Annotated in this window: 23 protein-coding genes and 1 tRNA gene; 14 read left to right on the top strand and 10 right to left on the bottom strand. The window is 58.0% G+C overall.

Features of this window, described 5'->3' with window-relative positions; all coding sequences use genetic code 11:
* Positions 1–43 precede the first annotated feature (43 nt).
* Both CHU70_RS00360 and mca read right to left on the bottom strand, forming a co-directional pair.
* Positions 44–328, bottom strand: coding sequence for a hypothetical protein (locus CHU70_RS00360; RefSeq protein WP_016423190.1), 285 nt, complete (start codon positions 326–328; stop codon positions 44–46).
* Between the two features lie 27 nt (positions 329–355).
* Positions 356–1,210, bottom strand: a complete 855-nt coding sequence (mca, locus tag CHU70_RS00355) for a mycothiol conjugate amidase Mca (RefSeq protein WP_070546065.1) — start codon at positions 1,208–1,210, stop codon at positions 356–358.
* 261 nt (positions 1,211–1,471) lie between these two features.
* On the opposite strand from mca, the gene CHU70_RS00350 reads away from it, so the two are divergent.
* Positions 1,472–1,939: a DUF4307 domain-containing protein gene (locus CHU70_RS00350; protein ID WP_070566587.1), complete on the top strand. Its 468-nt coding sequence runs from the start codon at positions 1,472–1,474 to the stop codon at positions 1,937–1,939.
* Positions 1,940–2,113: 174 nt separating this feature from the next.
* Positions 2,114–2,626, top strand: a complete 513-nt coding sequence (gene greA / locus CHU70_RS00345) for a transcription elongation factor GreA (protein WP_016423193.1) — start codon at positions 2,114–2,116, stop codon at positions 2,624–2,626.
* A 261-nt stretch (positions 2,627–2,887) separates the two neighbouring features.
* Here greA and CHU70_RS00335 read toward each other — a convergent pair whose 3' ends face one another.
* Positions 2,888–3,715: a Bax inhibitor-1/YccA family protein gene (locus CHU70_RS00335; protein WP_016423194.1), complete on the bottom strand. Its 828-nt coding sequence runs from the start codon at positions 3,713–3,715 to the stop codon at positions 2,888–2,890.
* A 238-nt stretch (positions 3,716–3,953) separates the two neighbouring features.
* On the opposite strand from CHU70_RS00335, the gene CHU70_RS00330 reads away from it, so the two are divergent.
* Positions 3,954–4,286 (top strand): hypothetical protein, encoded by a 333-nt coding sequence (locus tag CHU70_RS00330; protein ID WP_016423195.1) that lies wholly within the window; start codon positions 3,954–3,956, stop codon positions 4,284–4,286.
* A 71-nt stretch (positions 4,287–4,357) separates the two neighbouring features.
* On the top strand, positions 4,358–5,941 hold the full coding sequence (locus CHU70_RS00325) for a succinic semialdehyde dehydrogenase (protein WP_038626196.1): 1,584 nt from the start codon (positions 4,358–4,360) through the stop codon (positions 5,939–5,941).
* A 545-nt stretch (positions 5,942–6,486) separates the two neighbouring features.
* Here the strand turns inward: CHU70_RS00325 and CHU70_RS00320 are convergent.
* The 3 genes from CHU70_RS00320 to CHU70_RS00310 all read right to left on the bottom strand — a co-directional run bounded on the left by CHU70_RS00320 (position 6,487) and on the right by CHU70_RS00310 (position 8,687).
* The gene (locus tag CHU70_RS00320) at positions 6,487–6,789 is read right to left on the bottom strand and encodes a hypothetical protein (RefSeq protein WP_147719334.1); all 303 of its coding nucleotides are present in this window, start codon (positions 6,787–6,789) and stop codon (positions 6,487–6,489) included.
* A gap of 207 nt (positions 6,790–6,996) precedes the next feature.
* Positions 6,997–8,160 (bottom strand): tyrosine recombinase XerC, encoded by a 1,164-nt coding sequence (gene xerC / locus CHU70_RS00315; RefSeq protein ID WP_147719333.1) that lies wholly within the window; start codon positions 8,158–8,160, stop codon positions 6,997–6,999.
* Between the two features lie 2 nt (positions 8,161–8,162).
* Complete coding sequence (locus tag CHU70_RS00310) at positions 8,163–8,687, bottom strand: hypothetical protein (protein ID WP_147719332.1); 525 nt, start codon at positions 8,685–8,687, stop codon at positions 8,163–8,165.
* Positions 8,688–8,824: 137 nt separating this feature from the next.
* Here CHU70_RS00310 and CHU70_RS00305 point away from each other — a divergent pair, with 137 nt between their 5' ends.
* The 10 genes from CHU70_RS00305 to CHU70_RS00260 all read left to right on the top strand — a co-directional run bounded on the left by CHU70_RS00305 (position 8,825) and on the right by CHU70_RS00260 (position 14,803).
* Entirely contained in the window at positions 8,825–9,052 is a 228-nt protein-coding gene (locus CHU70_RS00305; protein WP_147719331.1) for an AlpA family transcriptional regulator, read from the top strand.
* A gap of 12 nt (positions 9,053–9,064) precedes the next feature.
* Positions 9,065–9,397 (top strand): hypothetical protein, encoded by a 333-nt coding sequence (locus CHU70_RS00300; RefSeq protein ID WP_147719330.1) that lies wholly within the window; start codon positions 9,065–9,067, stop codon positions 9,395–9,397.
* A 22-nt stretch (positions 9,398–9,419) separates the two neighbouring features.
* Complete coding sequence (locus CHU70_RS00295) at positions 9,420–9,743, top strand: hypothetical protein (protein WP_147719329.1); 324 nt, start codon at positions 9,420–9,422, stop codon at positions 9,741–9,743.
* A 24-nt stretch (positions 9,744–9,767) separates the two neighbouring features.
* On the top strand, positions 9,768–10,172 hold the full coding sequence (locus CHU70_RS00290) for a hypothetical protein (RefSeq protein WP_147719328.1): 405 nt from the start codon (positions 9,768–9,770) through the stop codon (positions 10,170–10,172).
* 68 nt (positions 10,173–10,240) lie between these two features.
* Positions 10,241–10,558, top strand: coding sequence for a hypothetical protein (locus CHU70_RS00285; protein ID WP_147719327.1), 318 nt, complete (start codon positions 10,241–10,243; stop codon positions 10,556–10,558).
* A gap of 354 nt (positions 10,559–10,912) precedes the next feature.
* Positions 10,913–11,680, top strand: coding sequence for a bifunctional DNA primase/polymerase (locus CHU70_RS00280; protein WP_147719326.1), 768 nt, complete (start codon positions 10,913–10,915; stop codon positions 11,678–11,680).
* Positions 11,677–13,194 (top strand): phage/plasmid primase, P4 family, encoded by a 1,518-nt coding sequence (locus CHU70_RS00275; protein WP_147719325.1) that lies wholly within the window; start codon positions 11,677–11,679, stop codon positions 13,192–13,194. The genes CHU70_RS00280 and CHU70_RS00275 overlap by 4 nt, the downstream gene beginning before the upstream one ends.
* An 11-nt stretch (positions 13,195–13,205) precedes the next feature.
* Positions 13,206–13,406 (top strand): hypothetical protein, encoded by a 201-nt coding sequence (locus CHU70_RS00270; protein ID WP_147719324.1) that lies wholly within the window; start codon positions 13,206–13,208, stop codon positions 13,404–13,406.
* Entirely contained in the window at positions 13,399–13,725 is a 327-nt protein-coding gene (locus tag CHU70_RS00265) for a WhiB family transcriptional regulator (RefSeq protein ID WP_147719323.1), read from the top strand. The genes CHU70_RS00270 and CHU70_RS00265 overlap by 8 nt, the downstream gene beginning before the upstream one ends.
* A gap of 88 nt (positions 13,726–13,813) precedes the next feature.
* Positions 13,814–14,803 carry a hypothetical protein gene (locus CHU70_RS00260; protein ID WP_147719322.1) on the top strand — a complete coding sequence of 330 codons (990 nt, stop codon included), beginning with the start codon at positions 13,814–13,816 and terminating at the stop codon, positions 14,801–14,803.
* Positions 14,804–15,421: 618 nt separating this feature from the next.
* Here CHU70_RS00260 and CHU70_RS00255 read toward each other — a convergent pair.
* The 4 genes from CHU70_RS00255 to CHU70_RS00240 form a co-directional block, all read right to left on the bottom strand.
* A tRNA-Leu gene (locus tag CHU70_RS00255) sits at positions 15,422–15,498 on the bottom strand.
* Positions 15,499–15,510: 12 nt separating this feature from the next.
* On the bottom strand, positions 15,511–16,500 hold the full coding sequence (locus CHU70_RS00250) for a Ppx/GppA phosphatase family protein (protein WP_049172251.1): 990 nt from the start codon (positions 16,498–16,500) through the stop codon (positions 15,511–15,513).
* The gene (locus CHU70_RS00245; protein WP_048733959.1) at positions 16,501–17,037 is read right to left on the bottom strand and encodes a DUF501 domain-containing protein; all 537 of its coding nucleotides are present in this window, start codon (positions 17,035–17,037) and stop codon (positions 16,501–16,503) included.
* A gap of 138 nt (positions 17,038–17,175) precedes the next feature.
* Complete coding sequence (locus CHU70_RS00240; protein ID WP_147719321.1) at positions 17,176–17,712, bottom strand: septum formation initiator family protein; 537 nt, start codon at positions 17,710–17,712, stop codon at positions 17,176–17,178.
* Between the last annotated feature and the right edge of the window lie 31 nt (positions 17,713–17,743).

The following is a 17,743-nucleotide window of genomic DNA, read 5'->3' as shown; positions in this document are numbered from 1 at the left end:
CAACTGCCCGTCGTCAAGCGACGCGCACACACCTTGACGCTGACTACTCCGCTTCACGACGCTGCTCTGCTGCAGCCATCGCCTTATCCACAGCCTCGGAATCGAAGGGATCCATGTCGTGCGCCTCGGCGAACTTCCGGCGAGCGGCCATGCGCTTCGCGCGCCGCGAGAGATCCCAGCCGAGAGCCAGGATGACGATGAGCAAAACGACAATGATGAGCAGGCCAACAGGAGAGGCCTTTCCGAAGTCAGCACCCCGCGGACCAGTGGGGTTCTGCGCCAGGAAAATTGTCGTGCGAGCCGCCAAGGCATCGAAGCTTTCAATCATGAGTTCCAGCTTAGCGTTAATTCCGGACTATTCCGCGTCGGGGTCGATACCGGCGAAGAGATCGGTCTCTGGCAGCTCGGTCTGCACTCGAGTGCGGGCAAGCTCAAACTCTTCGGTCGGCCAAACGCGCTGCTGAATGTCTACCGGCACGGCGAAGAATGGCCCGTTCGGATCGATCTGCGTAGCGTGCGCCAGCAGCGCCTGATCCCGCTGCTGGAAGTAATCGCCGCACTCAACCTGCGTGGTCACGCGGGTCATGATGTCGCCGGGAGTCTTAGTCCAACGGCGGAAGGACTCGGCCAGCGGGCTTTCCAAACCGTTGTCGCGATAGTAGTTGTCCAGCGCGATGAGACGCGCCTTGATGAAACCGTGGGTGTAGTAGAGCTTGGAAATTTCCCATGGTTCACCGAGCTCGGGGTACTTATCCGTTCCAGACTCCAGCCAAGCGCGCATGGACACGATATGGGTCATGATGTGGTCCGGGTGCGGGTAGCCACCGTTTTCGTCGTAAGTAATGACGACGTGCGGACGAAACTCGCGAATTGCCCGAATGAGAGGCTTGGTCGCATCCTCGACCGATTGGCGAGCAAACACTCCGTGCGACAGCACCGGCACCGGGTTGCCCGCAGGCAGACCGGAGTCGGTAAAGCCGAGCCACTCATGTTCAACGCCGAGAGTCTCAGCGGCTGCAGCCATTTCGTGAACGCGCACTGCGGCGATATTCTCCCGCACCTCCGGCCGATCCATCGCAGGGTTGAGAATGCTGCCGGCCTCACCGCCGGTGCAGGTCACCACTTTGACGCGATGCCCTTCCGCCGCATATCGGGCCATCGTTGCGGCGCCCTTGCTCGATTCGTCATCAGGATGAGCGTGAATTGCCATCAGACGAAGTGTCAATTGAAGTCACTCCCGCTACTATCTCAGTCCATGTTTTCTGGCCAAGGCCGGAGCCCTTCGACCGCAACGATGCTACTCCAGCACCGTTTCAATACCGCCCCACTATAGCGCTGCACCATCATATGACCACGCAGCATCGCTACTCGGTGGAACGACATAGCAGCAGGACACCGCGCCACACCAGAAAGATTGTTTAACTGTCAACATTTTACCACGTCGACCGAGAACTCCGATAGGCTAAAAAGCATGGCTGAAAGTTCGGAGCGAAACACCCGAAATACCGCAGCGCCGAAGCGAGAGCGCGAGCGCTATGGGGACAACAGTCGCACTCTCCCCGCAAAATTGGTTGTCATCGCTATTGTTGGCATGCTCGTCATCGCCGGCGCATACATCTTCGTTCAGATGAACCGCGTCTCCGCCCCGGATGTCTCTGCAACGCAAGCGGGCTGGAGCCGCACTCCAGGTAAGGAAGATGAGCAGTTCATCTTCACGCTGGACGTCACCCGCGAAAAGCCGGAGCTGGATAGCTACTGCATTATCTATGCGCTGAACTATGACGTGGCAGAGGTCGGGCGTCGCGACGTATTCATCCCGGGCGGCGGCCCCGCTACCGTGCGGATGGACGTCCCCATTGCCACCCGCGAGCTGGCCGTCGCAGGCGATGTCTATGGCTGCTCCACCGACATTCCGGAGTTCCTCGCACCTGCGAAGTAATCTCCCTTCGCGACTGAGGATCATGCGCTGCGGGGGCACGTCGTAAAGCGTGCGCGACAACACTCCGACGCGCCTGTTATTGCCATGTGGCGTGACAGTGCTATCCTGTGACGCAGCCGACGGCCCCACGCGGGGCCGCTTTTGTATTAAATAGCCAAAAACACAGGAGGAACCATGACTGAGGCAAAGAACAATAGCCCATGGCTCACCCAGGAGTCCTACGACAAGCTCAAGGCCGAGCTTGAGGCGCTATATGAAAACCGCCCGGTCATCGCCGCCGAGATTAACGAGCGCCGCGAAGAGGGCGACTTGAAGGAAAACGCCGGCTACGATGCCGCCCGCGAGCAGCAGGGACAGGAAGAGGCACGCATCCGCTACCTCGAAGACCTGCTCCAGCGCGCCACTGTCGGCGAGATCCCGCAGGAGTCCGGTGTGGCTCTGGTCGGCACCGTGGTCCACGTCTACTACGACGGCGACGAGGACGACACCGAGACCTTCCTCATCGGTACCCGTGGCGCTGACTCCTCCAACCCGAACCTGGAGACCTACTCCACCGATTCCCCGCTGGGTAAGGCTCTGGTCGGCGCTAAGGAGGGCGAGACCCGCACTTACGCTTCCCCGAGCGGCGACGAAGTGTCTGTCACCGTAGTTAAGGCTGAGCCGTACAACCCGGAGATGGATGCCTAAGCGTTGAGGTTACTTACCCCCGGCGCTAGACCGCCTCAACCCAGGCGGCGATCTCGGGCCACAGCGCCCGATTCTTGGACCGATAGAAGCCCATATGGCCTATCGGTCCATTTTTTGTACCCTCTCCCGCTTCAATATCGCGCTTTACGATGTCACACTGCACAGCCCTATCGGTCAATACGTCGACTGCCAACAACAAAGCGCCGGCCAACCCGTAAAACGGGCTAACCGGCGCTTGTGCGTTAGTTAGTTTTCTAGCGTTTAGTCCCTGAAGTAGGACAGCAGACGCAGAATCTCGGTGTAGAGCCAGACCAAGGTCACAGCCAGGCCGAGGGCGACACCCCAGGCGTACTGAGCCGGAGCACCTGCGCGGACCAGTCGGTCAGCCTGATCAAAGTCAATCAGGAAGCTAAAGGCTGCCAGGCCGATGCAGACCAGCGAGAAGATGATCGACAGCATGCCACCGTCACGCAGCGGGAAGCCCAGGCCGAACAGGGAGAGCACCAGGTTGCCCAGCATGAGGACCAGGACACCAATCAGAGCCGCACTCATGAATCGGGTGAACTTCGGGGTCACACGGATAGCGCCCGACTTGTAGACGAAGAGCATACCGATGAAGACACCCAGGGTGGCCAGCACGGCCTGCATAATCAGCGCACCAGCAGCAACGCCCTGAATCGGGGCGGTGAACATGAAGCTGATGCCGCCGACAAAGAGCCCCTCGAAGGCCGCGTAGGTGAGGGTAACCGGCGCGGAGCCGTACTTCTTGCCGAAGGTGGAAACCAAAACAGTAATCAGACCACCGATGGCGCCGACGATGGTCAGAATCATGGCCAGGCTGGTGGAGACGCTAACGGCAATGAAGAAGTTGACTGCAGCCAAAACGATGATGGTTGCCAGCGTGATGCCGGTCTTGGAAACGACATCGTCGACCGTCATCGGACGGTAGTCGGCGGCAACCTGCGACTGGTACGGGTTATCCCCGTAGTCAGCGCCCATCTGACCTTGGCCGTAGTGTTGTGCGCCCGCCTGTCCGCGGGCGACGGTCTTAGTAAGTGAACTGAATGCAGGATTGCTGCTTTCGCGCACGTCGTCCTTCTTTCTTTTTCTCAGTTTTTCTTACAAGTTTTGAACTTAGGCACACGTGCATACGTCTGCCTACACTGTCTACAACGGGCGACGTAAAGGTATTGTTCCCAACCCTGAAAAACAGTTAGTATCAAGGTAATTCCTCGCCTGCTGGCGGCGATTTTGTAATCGCGGAAACACTCACAGTCGCCAGGCGTGGGCACCACTTGAGTGATTACGAAACAGGAGGTTGGTCAAGATGTCTGATGGCCTTGACTACGATCCGGATACCACTGGTGATTTCGACGAGACCACGCTCGATGGCTCAGAGGGGCTCGATGGCGACTTCCTCACCGGTGACGGCGAGAATTATGTAATGGATCCTCCAGACCGCTGGCGAGGCGCTTCTCCGCATGACACTCTCGGCAAGCGGTTGGCAGAGGAAAAGCCGGACATCGACATCGATGACGATCTGGATGATGACCCGGAGATGCGCTACGGCGATGTCGACGGTCACGAACCGTTCGAGTTCGGCAACGATGGCCCGCGAGACCCGGACCGCAACCGTCGGATGGGCTGGACTACTTACTAGAGTTTTCTAAATTTTAGTAGTTTTGCCAAATTTACTATCTCGGAGCGTCGCGCAACAGTAGTATCTGTGCCATGACAGCATCTACTGCCACGACAAACCGAACTACCATCCGCAATCCGCTTAACGACGAGCTCGTTGCCCGCCTTCTTCAGCGCGTCACGGTAGCTGATAAGTCGAAGACCGCCACTATCTCGGCGCCATTTACCGGCCAGGAGCTGGCGCAGATTCCTGTCGGTACCCAGGCCGATGTCGACGAGGCCTTCAAGCGTGCCCGTGCGGCGCAGAAGAAGTGGGCCCGCATGGCACCGGAAAAGCGCGGCGAAGTGCTGCACCACTTCCACGACCTGCTGTTTACCCACTGCGACCAGGTGCTGGACCTGCTGCAGGCCGAGACCGGCAAGAACCGCGCCAGTGCCCACGAGGAGCTCGTACACACCGCTATCACCGCCCGCTACTACGGCAATCAGGGCCCGAAACTGCTTGAGCCGAAGCGAGCACACGGTGCTGTCCCAGTACTTTCCAAGACCACCGTCTACCACCACCCAAAGGGCGTCGTCGGTGTTATTGCTCCGTGGAATTACCCACTGACTCTCGCGGTTTCCGACGCGCTGGCTGCACTGATGGCTGGTAACGCCATCGTGCTCAAGCCGGACAGCACCACTCCGTTTACCGCTCTCTTCGCTGTCGATTTGCTCTACCGCGCTGGTCTTCCGGAGGATCTCTTCCAGGTCATTCCAGGCCCAGGTCGCGTTGTCGGCCAGGGCATTGTCGGCCAGTGCGACTTCCTGATGTTCACCGGCTCCTCCGAGACCGGCCGCTCACTGGCACAGCAGTGCGGCGAGCGCCTGATTAGTTTCTCCGCGGAGCTCGGCGGCAAGAACCCGCTGATTGTCGCTGAGGATGCCAACATCAACCGCGCGGTCGAGGGCGCGCGCATCGGCTGCTTCACCAACTCCGGTCACCTGTGCGTGTCCATTGAGCGAATCTATGTCGTGGACTCCGTCTGGGACGAATTCGTCCCGGCATTCACCGACCGCGTGAAGGCAATGTCCATCGGCGCTGGCTACGAGTGGGAAACCGAAATGGGCTGCCTGCAGTCTCAGGGCCAGTTCGACATCGTCAAGTCCATGGTCGACGAGGCCATCGAGGCCGGCGCCACTGTACTGGCCGGTGGTCGTCCTCGCCCGGATCTAGGACCGCTGTTCTACGAGCCGACCGTGCTTACCGACGTCCCGGAGGGCGTCGCCCTGCTGACCGAAGAGGTATTCGGCCCAGTGGTAGTCCTCCAGCGTGTCTCGGATGTCCATGAGGCTATCGCCAAGTCCAACGATTCCCGTTATGGTCTCAACGCTTCGCTGTGGACCTCCCCGCGTCGTGCAAAGGAGCTGGCTCCACAGCTTGAGGCCGGCACCGTGAATGTCAACGATGGTTTTGCTGCGGCCTTCGCGTCTGTCGATGCCCCGATGGGTGGTTTCAAGGATTCGGGTGTGGGCCGTCGTCAAGCAGCGGGCGGCTTGCTGAAGTACACCGATGCGCAGACGGTGACCGTGCAGCGTCTTTCCCCGGTGTCGATGCCACAGATGCCGCGTGAGCTGTACTCGAAGGTGTTCAACACGGCACTTGTTCTCGGCAAGAAGTTCAACGTCCTGCCGTAATACGTGTGTAGCGCACACAAATAGCAAAAAGCCAGGTCAGAAAACTCTCTGACCTGGCCTTTTGGTGCCCCCAGTGGGACTCGAACCCACACTGAAAGGGTGTTACCAGGTGTTTTGCCTAGTGTCGCTGATTCTCACTAGATACCGTTCTTCCAGGTCAATTACGGCTACGAGTTTGCCTAGTGTCGTTAATTCTCACTAGATGTGTTTATTACTTGTTGATTAAGTGTTGACCATTCTCACGGTATTTCTAAACCCTATAGGAAAGTTTAGTTAAAAAAACGTGTTCCCTATGTTCCCCAAGGTCAAAGCACGTTTTTACCATGTTCCCAACGTGTTCCCTTTATGTTCCCCCAGGTAGGGAACATGTTCCCAGTGGTCTCAAGGAATTTACGTTTTTCCTTCACGCTTATCGCCCCGTTGTGCCTACTGGTTTCCCCTGTTGCCGCGGGTGGCTGATTCTGGGGAGCCGAGGGGTGTAGTGGTTCACGATCCCCTTAACGTGATGCCCGCTCCCCTGTTGCTGAATTAGGGGAACGCCTACCTCAATCGGCCGCCAGTTCCGCGTTGAGTTCGTCGAGGTCGGACTGTGGTAGTGCGGTCGCGGTCGGCAACTCCTGTTCAGGCTCAGGGCGAGGTGGCTGAGACGCGGGCTGCGACATGTTTCCGGTGCGAGGGTCTTGGCGCTTCTCAAAGTGGGGAATTTCCCCACTTTCTTCTGACTGCTCTCGGATGGATTGCACAGTCTTGTGATCCGCTCCTGTCCTGCGTGCGTGTTCACGGTTCGACAACTGCGGATCAGACCGCAACGACTCCGCAATCAACGCCCGCCGCTGCTCACGATTCAACCGTTACGAGGTTCGTAACAGATGACTTCTTTCTGCACGGTCATCTTGACAGGGAAGGTTCCCGGAGCCGGGAATATCTCCCGTGTGTGCGTGGGGTTTAAGTCGGAATTCCGACCTAAAACCCCTGTTCACAAACGCATTCTAAGGCGTTGAACGACGGGAGCACGTACCCTAACACCCTCCAATCGCTTACAGAGCGTCCTAGGGCTAGTCGTTTTCCAGGTCTCCCAGATAATCCTCAATCAACGGAGGTGGCGCGGTGTAATAAGCCTCGGTGGTAGTCCGCTTAGAGTGCCCCAGCTGACGTTGTGCCGCGTCAATACCGTATTTCTCGGAGATACGGCTAGAGATCGTAGACCTAAACTGTTTCGGCGTTATCTTCACACCGAAGTTCATTCCAGCGGTGGCGAGACGTAGCCAGCGGTTCAGATTCCGAACAGTGATGTACGTCCCGTTCCTGCTGGGGAAAAGTGGTTCGCCCCAGAATTGAACGGCATCGCTGTCTAGTTGTTCCTGTATCGCTGCTGCCGCGTCTGCCGTGATGGTGATGTTTCGCCGCGCGAACTGTGACGCATGGTTTTTTATCCGCTCGGTTCGCCCGCCGCTCGCGTCAGACTGGCCGGTCACGATAACACGCCTGTTAGCCGGGTCTACGTCCGTAATCCGCAGTCCTAGCACCTCAGAGCTCCGCAGGCCGCTACCGGCTATTACTCGCACTATCTGGGGGAGCCCGTGGCCGCGCTGATGCCCTGCTGGTTCTTCATCATCGCCCTGGTTGGGATCTAGCCCAGTACACCATCGTTCAATGGCCGCAATGTATGCGTCCTGCTGCTCTTTGGTGATGTTGGCAACTGGTTTTCTGTCCGCTTTAGGCAGTTTGATTGATTGCCAAGGTGATGTTGCTAGTCCGCCGACGCGCACGGCGTAGTTGAGTGCCGCCGATAGGACGGTGGCTGTGGTTTTGGCTGTACCTGGGGTTAGCTCGTTGATAAACGCCTGCAGGGTTACGGGCGTTAGCTCGTTTAGCCGCAGCTGGCCTATCCCTTCTTGAATGTGCGCATCGATGACTTGTTTGTAGATCTGCTTTGAGTGGTCGGTTACGTCGTGTTGGTCAATCCACGTTTCGATGAGCTTGGATAGTTGGGTGTTTGGGGTTATGACCTCGGCATATGGGGTGCCTAGCCGTTCTGTGCAGCGCGCTTCTAGTTTTCGGGTGGCTTCAGCTTTGCTTTTGCCGGTGGCTGTGACTTGCACTCGTTTGCCGGTGTAGAGCCGCAGGTTTGTTAGTGCTCTGATTTTTCCGCTCGGTGCGGTGCTGTATGAGATGTTGCCGTGCGTGCCTGGCGGCGTCGGTGGCTGACCCCTGGACACGGCTATTCCTTTTCGGCAATGCTGCCGCCAAGCGACTTAATTGTTTGCTCAAGTCGCTGGACAGTCCTTTTGAACCAAGTTATCGATTCCTTAAGGTCTCCGCGCTCTTCCATCATTTTTAACGCTTTGTATTGAGTGTTTTCCCGTTCCTGCGCAGCCCTAACTAGCTCGTTCTCAAAGTAGTTAATCTCCCCTGACGCAGCCACGAAGGTTGAAGTTCCTTCTACCCATGAGCCCGCTCGGATTGCCCGATCTTCCAGCCCTGGTAGGTACTCAACGATGCCGTCCGGATAGGCAGGGAACAAGAGCAGGATGGGCGCAGTGTTGAGAGCAGCAGCCAATACTAGCCATTCAGCAACACTGATTGACTTCCGGTTGCCATTTTCAAGCTGGGATAGCCCGCTTCTTGCGACCTTGTGCCCTAGTTCAGCCGTTCGTGTTTCCAGCCAGAGTAGAGACCGGTCGCCGCGTAAGCGCTGCACTTCCGAGCCGATTTTGGCGGTCATTTCTTTTTGCCAATCACCCATATATCGCACTTTAACCAAGAAATGCAGAGTTCACTAACCTTTCAATTCTTGTGCTCTTTATGTACGTGTAGTATCGTTCATTCTAGAAGCAGAAATTGCCCTGTTTCTGAACATCACACTTTTTAGGAGGTACGTGAATGTCTAGTAGGGAGCTGCCGCCAACCATCTCGGTTCAAGTGGCCTCACAGCTTCTTGGGATTGCCCCATCAACTGGATATGCAGCAGTCAAAAGTGGGAATTTCCCCACACAGGTCATCAAGATCGGTGGCCGCTACGTAATTCCCACGCAACCACTACTTGCCCTACTCGGGCTCGACGAACTGCCGACCGAAGTAACCAGCACAGATACCCCTCAAGCCGCTTAAGGAGAAAAACCAATGACCACTAACGACCTGGCACACACCCCCGCCGAGCTGCAGGCAATCACCACAGAGACGCACAGCATCTATTCAGAGTGCTACTTCAACGGCGTGAAGCAGGACACCACCCCAGCCGACGCCACCAACCTCAAGGACACCGCCGCAGACCTGCTCGACTTCTGGAACACACACCCACAGTCATGCCGAGACTTCACCATCTACGGCTCCGCCGAGAACGACAACGGCACCACTGTCACCATCGAAGGCACTTTGGCGCCGACCGACGGCGAAACAGAGGAAACGAATTGTGTCGTTATCGTGTTCGCCATTCCCCACCAGCAGGCCGCGTAACCCCAAGGAAGGAACTACCCCAATGACTACCAACTACAGCGCCGCCGACTCCCTGACCTACCTCGCAAACACCACAATGCTCGACATCGCAATCGAGCTACTGGAAGAGCTCAACGACAACAACCCATCCGTCCAGGTATCAACCTCAATTCAGGTCATCCGCACGATGGAAAAACTCATCCAGGCCGAAGCCAGCGCGCACAACGTGGCCGACCTGCAGCGCTACTCAAACGAGGTTCCGGTGAACATCTCGTACACCGATAAGGAAGGCGAAATGACCAGCACGCTTCACCCATCCGGGAGCTATTCCAGCCCTGCTTTGGGCATGTCCCTGGATTGCGCGTGACTCCAAGGAAGGAAGGCTGCACTCATGACTACACAGACCGTTAACGAGCACATGACCAACTTGTGCGATCTGGCAGAGCACTTCATCAACCAGGAGATGCCAGACCGCGCGAACGAAGGCGCCCCCTGGGAACAAGTGGTTAAAGCCCGCCTGGCCGCTGAAATTGCAGACAACCAGGACTACCGCAGGGTAGCCGCCGCGCTACTCATCGAACGTTCGGCAGGCGTCACGATCTCCGATGAGGATATGGCGACCGAAAAGACGAAGAAGTTCCTCGACGGGCTGGCAGGCATCGAAGAATTTAACGAGATCATCAACGCTGTAGCTGAAGCGGTTTTTGACTACACAATGCAGGAACTTACCGCCAAGGGTGAGGCCGTCATGTCGGCAATCTTCAGCTACATCGAAAAGCAAGAAAACCAGGAATAGGAAAAGACGCTCTAGCCGAGGGTTCAAAAACTAGAGCGTCTACATCCCCAAAGTGGAAGGCCATCACAATGACTACCAATCCAAAGATTACCACAACTGAATCAACGAGCAGCAGGCATAAGCGGCGCCGCCGCGCTGCTCACAGCATCATCCGCAGCACCGAAGCAGGAGACCACACCATGTGTGGAAAGTTCATCAACCGGCAGGACGCAACCCCCGTAAAGGTTGATAGCAACGGCGTGCCGCTGTCCGTCGAGTACTACCCATGCCCGGCCTGTAGGCATCTCCGAGACCTGGAAAGGGATATGGCCGCCAGCTGGCCGAAGTTCCTCGTCCCTGCAGATCTGGCACTCGACATTGCCGACCATTGGGAGGTCAAGAAGTGATCTCGATGGATGCAACCGCCCTACTCAATGCGGCAGACCAAGAACTAATCAACTGGGCAAACACCCTGCTCAACACCCTTGATTTAAGCGGTTTTACAACCCCCGCCGCCCAACTATAAGGGGCAAAAACAAGGGCGTGACGAAATAGAGTGACGAAACCAAACTGAATAGGAGCCCTGGATAGCGAACGCGGGTGCAATTCCCGCGCAGGGCACGAAGTCCCACAAACCGCGTGGGCAGCCACGGGCGCAGGCCAGGAGCCACATAAGCCGCCCCGCTAGACAGTGGCTTAGGCGCAGCCAGGAGCTGACCTTAGCGAACCTCACTACCCGTTGACCTATTGGAGGTTCCTTCATGACTAATTCTCAGCAATACGCGGATGCAGCCACCCTCGCAGGGTGGGGGCTGGAAGTTTTTCCACTCAAAGGAAAAGCACCTCTAACCCGCCACGGCCATAAGGACGCAACCACCGACCAAGCACAGATTGAATCATGGTGGACACGCTGGCCACATGCCAACATCGGAGCCCGCCCCGCCGCGAACGTGATTGTGTTCGACATCGACCCGCGCAATGGTGGCAACAACACCTGGCGCCGAATCAACAAGGGAAAATACCTCCCCTCCACGCTGGTCACTCGTACCGGCTCCGTTGGCCTTCACATCTGGTTCAGGCTCCCCTACTCGGCTCCCGTGAACAAGACAGCCGGGGACGGCATCGACCTCAAAACCAACCGTGGTTATTTGGTGATGCCTGGCAGTATCCACCCGGACACTGGCCGCCCTTACGTGCTTCAGTCCTGGCATGACCCCAATCAGCTCCCAGAACTGCCGAAGCATCTACAGCGCTACGTGTACCGGCCACCCGCGAAGATCCAACCGGTTATCCCCCGCGCAGTTTCCTCTAGCGGCAACCTTGCCGGCCGGCTTATCAACGACGTTGCCGGCGCGCAGTCTGGCTCGCGCAACGAGACACTGAACCGCGCCGCCTTCATCGCATACAAGGCCGGGTTGCGTATCGACGAAGAACTGGCCTGCGCAGCCGCCTGCACCGGGCTATCCGAGCCGGAGATTATGCGCACACTCGCTAGCGCACGACGCGCAGCACAGGAGGTGGCAGCGTGACCATCAACGCTCGTATGAACCTCGCAGACCGCGTAAACGCCGGACTCATCGAACCACCAAGCGACTGGGGTATCTACCCGGCACCAACACAGCCAATGGCGGTAGCCCGCCACCTTGTTCGTGACCTCTACACCAACCCCGAAAACCTTCCTCTACTCGCGTACTGGAAGGGGCAACTCTGGCACTACGCAGGCGCCGAATGGTACGCCCCGAAAGATGCCATTGAGTCCAAGGGCGATATTTGGGAGCACCTAGAGAAGCAGGCTTACCCCGCTGGCACCGATGGTGAGGTTAAGCCCTGGGCACCAACCACCCGTCGTGTCTCCGACATCCTGGAACCTCTCAAGATCCTCACGATGCAGGACTATGACGCTACCCCACCTTACGCCACCGGCACCGGCACCCCAGCCGGAAACATCATCTCGATGGCTAACGGACTGTTCAATCTGGACACCCGCAAGCTCACTGACCACACGCCCGCAATCTTCAACACCTGGAGCCTGCCATTTAACTATGACCCCAACGCCAAGTGCCCACGATGGGCAAAGTTCCTTAACGAAGTTTTTGAACACGACCCCGAAGGCGCTCACCTACTCAGAGAATTCATGGGCTACCTGCTCAGTGGCCGCACTGATCTCCAAAAGTCCCTCATGCTCATCGGAGCATCCGGCGCAGGCAAGGGAGTCATCGCAACTGTAATCCGCGCGCTGATGGGAGACGGCAACACTGCAACAATCACCCTCGACGGCATCGCGCGCAATGACTCGATGCTATCCGGTTGCATCGGTAAGCCACTGGCCGTCATGGAGGACGCACGCGACACTGAACACGCCGGAAAACGAGCTGTAGAGCGCCTGCTGTCCCTCATCGCAGATGACCCAATGGGCATTGACCGCAAATACAAAGACCCGTGGTTTGGCCGCCTAGGTACTCGCCTGCTGTTCGTCTCAAACGAGCTGCCGCGGTTTAAGGACTCATCTGGAGCTATCCTGCGCAGGTTTTCCATCATCCGCCTGGAAAAGAGCTTCACGAATAACCCAGACCCCGACCTAGCCGACAAACTACTAGCCGAGCTCCCCGGAATTTTTGTGTGGGCACTCGAAGGGCTAGACCAGCTCGACAAGCAAAACGGGCGGTTCACAACCCCCTCCGGCGCTCGCGGACTCGTAGACACTCTGGCCGACCTTGCCCGCCCGCTCGATGAGTTCATCGACTGGGCTGACGAAAACGACAAGCTCATCATCACCGGAGACAAAAACGATGCCGCTGACGCCAAGGACGTTAACCGCATCTACCGCCAATGGTGTGACAGTCAAGGCCGCGCGCGCATGAACTCAGTAACCCTGGCCAACACCATCACCGCCGCTTACCCCACCGTTGAACACATCATGCCGAAGGAAAAAACCACTCGCGCTGACGGCACGTCCAAGGTCAAGCGCTGGCGTGAGTACCGCGGCATCAAGCTCATCGACACCGACACCGCCGACAGCTGGATCATCGCAGGAACCTCATAGGAGAAAACATCATGGCACCCGACCGACGCATCGCAACACTAAACAAACCACGCGGAGAAGAAATCGCAGTCCGCGCCCGCCGAGACCTCAAACACGGAGGGCATCAAATCTTCCTCATCATCGGACGTGAGCCTTACCTAATTAGCCCCAGTGAGGTGAAGCGATTGACCAACAACCTCATCGACCTCATGGAGCAAATCACAAATGCCTAAAGCCAAATACCCCTGGCCGAACATCAAGGAAGTACCCGCCTACCTCGCACCACTGCTAACACCGGCATACAGCCTGATCTTCACTCAAGCCGCGTGCCGTGGCCGAGCACCACTGTTCGACCACACCATCGACGGCGAAACGAAGGAGCAGCGCGAAGCCCGCCACCATCACGCCCGCACCCTCTGCCGCATCTGTGACGCCCGCAGAGAGTGCCGCAAAGTAGCCGCCAGCACTCCCCCAGAACAACGCCGCGGCATCTGGGCAGGAGAGCTCTACGGAGACAACGGACACCCAATAGACCACCAAGAAGCAGCATGACCCCCACCCCACTACAACGAGCACCACCGCACCAACCACCAACATCAACACACCTACACACAATCAACGCCATAAGGAGGCACACCCCATGACAATCCCTGGCATCGGCAACATGGCCACCACTAACACCCGCCAGCAGCACATCAACTTCATCGACACACCACCGGTTAGCGCCGACACCGGCGCCGCCGAAATGACCTGGCTCGCGCAGACCTGGGAGACCAAGATCAAGGCACCGAAGCAGTGGACCGACCTACACCAACGCGCCATGCAAGCGCCGAAGTTCTTCCACGACCTCGCACGCCAAGCGCAGCAGGCAAGCCGTGACGCCCTCGTTGACGCATTGGTATCAACCAACGTTGACCAGTGGGACAAGACCATCACCGCCCACGTGGAAAAAGCAGCTACCCCCACCTACCTCGCAGACGGGGGTGGGGTCTCCCCACTCGAACGCGCCACCACCGCCGCCCTCCGCAGCGCAGCCCGAGGGGTAGCCAACAACCGCGCCACACGCCTGAAGATCGCAGCACAGCTCGACACCGACACAGTGCAGCGCAACTTCCAAGAAGCGGCGTGCGCGCTCGGAGAACTCGCATGGAGCACAGATCACAAGGCACTGGCAGCACGCGGCAACGACTACACAGCCTTCATTACCAACGGAGCTAAGCTGCAGGCGCTCCAAATCTACTTTGCGCAGCGAGGAGGAACCGAAGCGCAGCGCGTGCCTAACATCTGTCTGTTCGCCAACATCACACCACTTGAACCGCTACAGCAGGTCAACAACGGCATCATGACCGGATGGGAATCAACCCAACACGACATCAACGAGCACAGCAGCCGCACGAAGATCGCAGCCGAAGCAAGAGAGTACTTTCCTGACTTCCTCGTAAAGCTCGCGCAAGGCGAATACGACGGACTGAAGCTCGACATCTCAACCGACGAAGAAACCATCAAGCAGCGCATCAAGGCGCTGGACAGCTGGGGCAAAACCGAAGTACGTGAAGATGCAGGCGCTCGCGTGAACCTCACCCCAGGAGCACACCAGCGCGCAGCAGAACAGCGGGCTACCTTCTACTAGCCCCTTCATCTCGCCGCCTAGTGGCCGCCACCGCATCAACCCAGATGTTCGTGACGGCCACTTTTTTCATGCACAAAACCTATCAACGAAACTGTTGACACAACACCAAAAAACAGGAACACAACCAGGGAACGCAAAAACACCTCAAGGGAACACAGGGAACACAAAGGGAACACGCCCCGCAACCCCACTACCAGCGGGAACACAGGGAACACGGGGAACACGTATTTTCTTTAAACTTTCTACGGTTTATAGACCCCAATAGGTAAAGCCTTAACCCCTCTAGCACCCCACCGCCGCCGACCCCAGGGGAGGGAACCCTAACCAGACCACGGAAGCAAAAAGGGCACTGCATAGCTGCGATACCTCCCCCAGTCTCTCGGTGCCACAACGGTGTCAAAAAGAAGGCCGGAGGAAGGTTAGGTTTTCCTTGCTTTCCGCAGGTAGTGGCACCTTTTTCAGTGGGGCGTACCGTAGAGTTAACGAGCCCAAAAACGTAAAGGCAACGATGTCAGCCAGACGGATCGTAGGCATCTGCAGTTACTTGTGGATTAAGTGTTGACTTTTGGTGTTTACGTCAAAAAAGACCAGATAGAAAAGCGCTTCTACCTGGCCTTTTGGTGCCCCCAGTGGGACTCGAACCCACACTGAAAGGATTTTAAGTCCTCTGCCTCTGCCAATTGGGCTATAGGGGCCCCTAAGAAAGATTAATGGGCGATATGGGTGTCTACCAAACTCGCCACAATTCCGTCGAGGATATCCTTCTCGCTGATGTAGAAAAAGCGCTGCTCTTCCTTCGCTGCCTCGGAAAGCGGCAGCGCCTCAAACATGTCCATCAGACCGTCCACAATGATGGAACCGCCGGCGAAGACATCCGCGCGCTTCGGATGCATCACGGGATTGGCAGCGAGGGACTCCGCGTCGGTCTCAATCACGGACGCGGTCAGCGCACGCAACGCCGCAAAGCGCAGCTGCGACAGGTGGATTGCCTCCGGGTCGTAGGTTTCTAGCCCCTGTGCCAGCGCCGACAGCGTGGTGAAGGTCCCGGCGCAGCCGACGATGGTGCGAGCCTTGTCGACAGGCACCTTCGCAACAATCTCGTCGGCCAGCTCCGCAACATACGAACGCGCCTCCTGGACCTGTTCCGCCGTCGGTGGCGAGGCCTGCAGGAACCGTTCGGTCAAGCGCACACTGCCCATAGCCACGGAATCAGAACCGGCTACCGTACCATCGTGGTCACCGACAATAACCTCGGTGGAGCCACCGCCGACGTCAATGACGCAATACGGACCGAGCTCGGGCTCCAAGTCATCTACCGCCCCGCGGAAGGACAGCGCGGCTTCCTCGTCGCCGGAAATAACCTCGGCCTCTGCACCCCACGGAGCGAGAATCTCGCGGGTCATGGCGAAGAAATCGTCGCGGTTGCTTGCGTCGCGTGTCGCCGATGTCGCCACCATTCGGACTGCTTGCACTTTTTCGACCTGCATAAGCTCCGCATACTTCGTCAGAGCCTCCCGCACGCGCTCCAGCGCCTCTGGAGCCAGCATGCCAGTGGCATCCACGCCCTGGCCAAGGCGGACGATTTCCATCAGTCGGTGCAGTTCTGTGATTTCGAGAACTCCATCGACAACCTCGACCCGGCTGATAAGCAGGCGAAGCGAATTAGTGCCGCAGTCGACGGCAGCGAGGGTCGTCATTTATCCCTCCACCCCCGGATACGCAATACCGAGCTCGGCAATCGTGGGCCAATCTGCGGGAATCGCGGTGCCGCGCAGCTTCTCGTTCTCCGCCGCCAGCGCCACCGACTCAGTACCCAGTCGGAAGTGATTCGGCCCCTTGGCCAGCGCGTAGGCAATAAGAACGTGGAGGCACTTCACGCGCGTCGGCATGCCGCCACCGGAGAAGTCCGTGCCCAGGTCTTCCATCTCATTGCGCTCTGCCAGAAACGCCTCGTGCGCGCGCTGGTAATCGGCGGCGAGCTCCTCGTCGCTTTCCAGACGCGCGGTCATTTCCTTCATCACGCCAGTCGTCTCCAACCGGGAGGCCTCCGCGGTGAGTCGCGGATCAGTTAGGTAAAAGAGCGTGGGAAACGGAGTGCCATCGTCCAAGCGCGGCTTCGTCTTGACCACACCAGGAGTGCCGTCGGGGCTGCGGTAAGAGATGTCCACTACACCGCGCGGTTCACGTCCGAGCTGCTCCGCTATCACTTCCAAATCTGCGGTATCCACAGACATCGGTCACACTCCTTTTGCTTCCGTTTTACTGACACATAATCTCACAGTCGCCTTACAAGCGCGTTGCTTCGCTTTACGACGGCACACTCCGCCGCGCATGCAACCTCACCGAGAGGCCCCAGGTAGCCCTACGGAGGTTTAGGACTCCGGTACCGTCGGCAAGCTCTCTGGCCTCGTTGCCTGATCGCGCCCCGGATTAGGGCGAGTCTCTTCGGGTTCGGGCGGGATGGAAATGGAATCCCACAGCGTCTCGTACCACTTCTTGGCCTGGTGCTGCGGAATTTCCTCCGGCTGCGTCACAGGCTGTTCGCCCACGGCCGGATCGAGGATACGGAATGGGGTCTCCCCCGGCTCTACCAGCCCCAGGCGCAGACGTGCCTGCTCCTTAACATAGGCGGGGTTGGAGTACAGCTCCTTTTCATCCTCTAACTGCTTAATTCGCTGTTCCATGCGAGCAATATTGTCCTGCGTTGCGGCTACATCCGCCTGCTGTTGTGCAAAAGTCCGCAGCGGAATTGCGAGAACAGATACTAAGAAAAGCACCAGCAGACCAATACCGATCTTCTGTACCGTGCTCAGCGAGCGCATTCCCGATGCGATTGCCGCTGCCGAACGCTGCCCCGCCCCTGCAGGGCGCGACTGTGTTCCGCGGCGAGATCGGTCCGATGCACTCATGCCCCACACTCTACCCGACCGCCAGCCGATG

The organism is Corynebacterium sp. LK10 (genome assembly GCF_008042455.1).
In the GTDB taxonomy this organism is placed as follows: domain Bacteria; phylum Actinomycetota; class Actinomycetes; order Mycobacteriales; family Mycobacteriaceae; genus Corynebacterium; species Corynebacterium jeikeium_D.
This window is presented reverse-complemented; position numbering and strand designations above follow the sequence as displayed.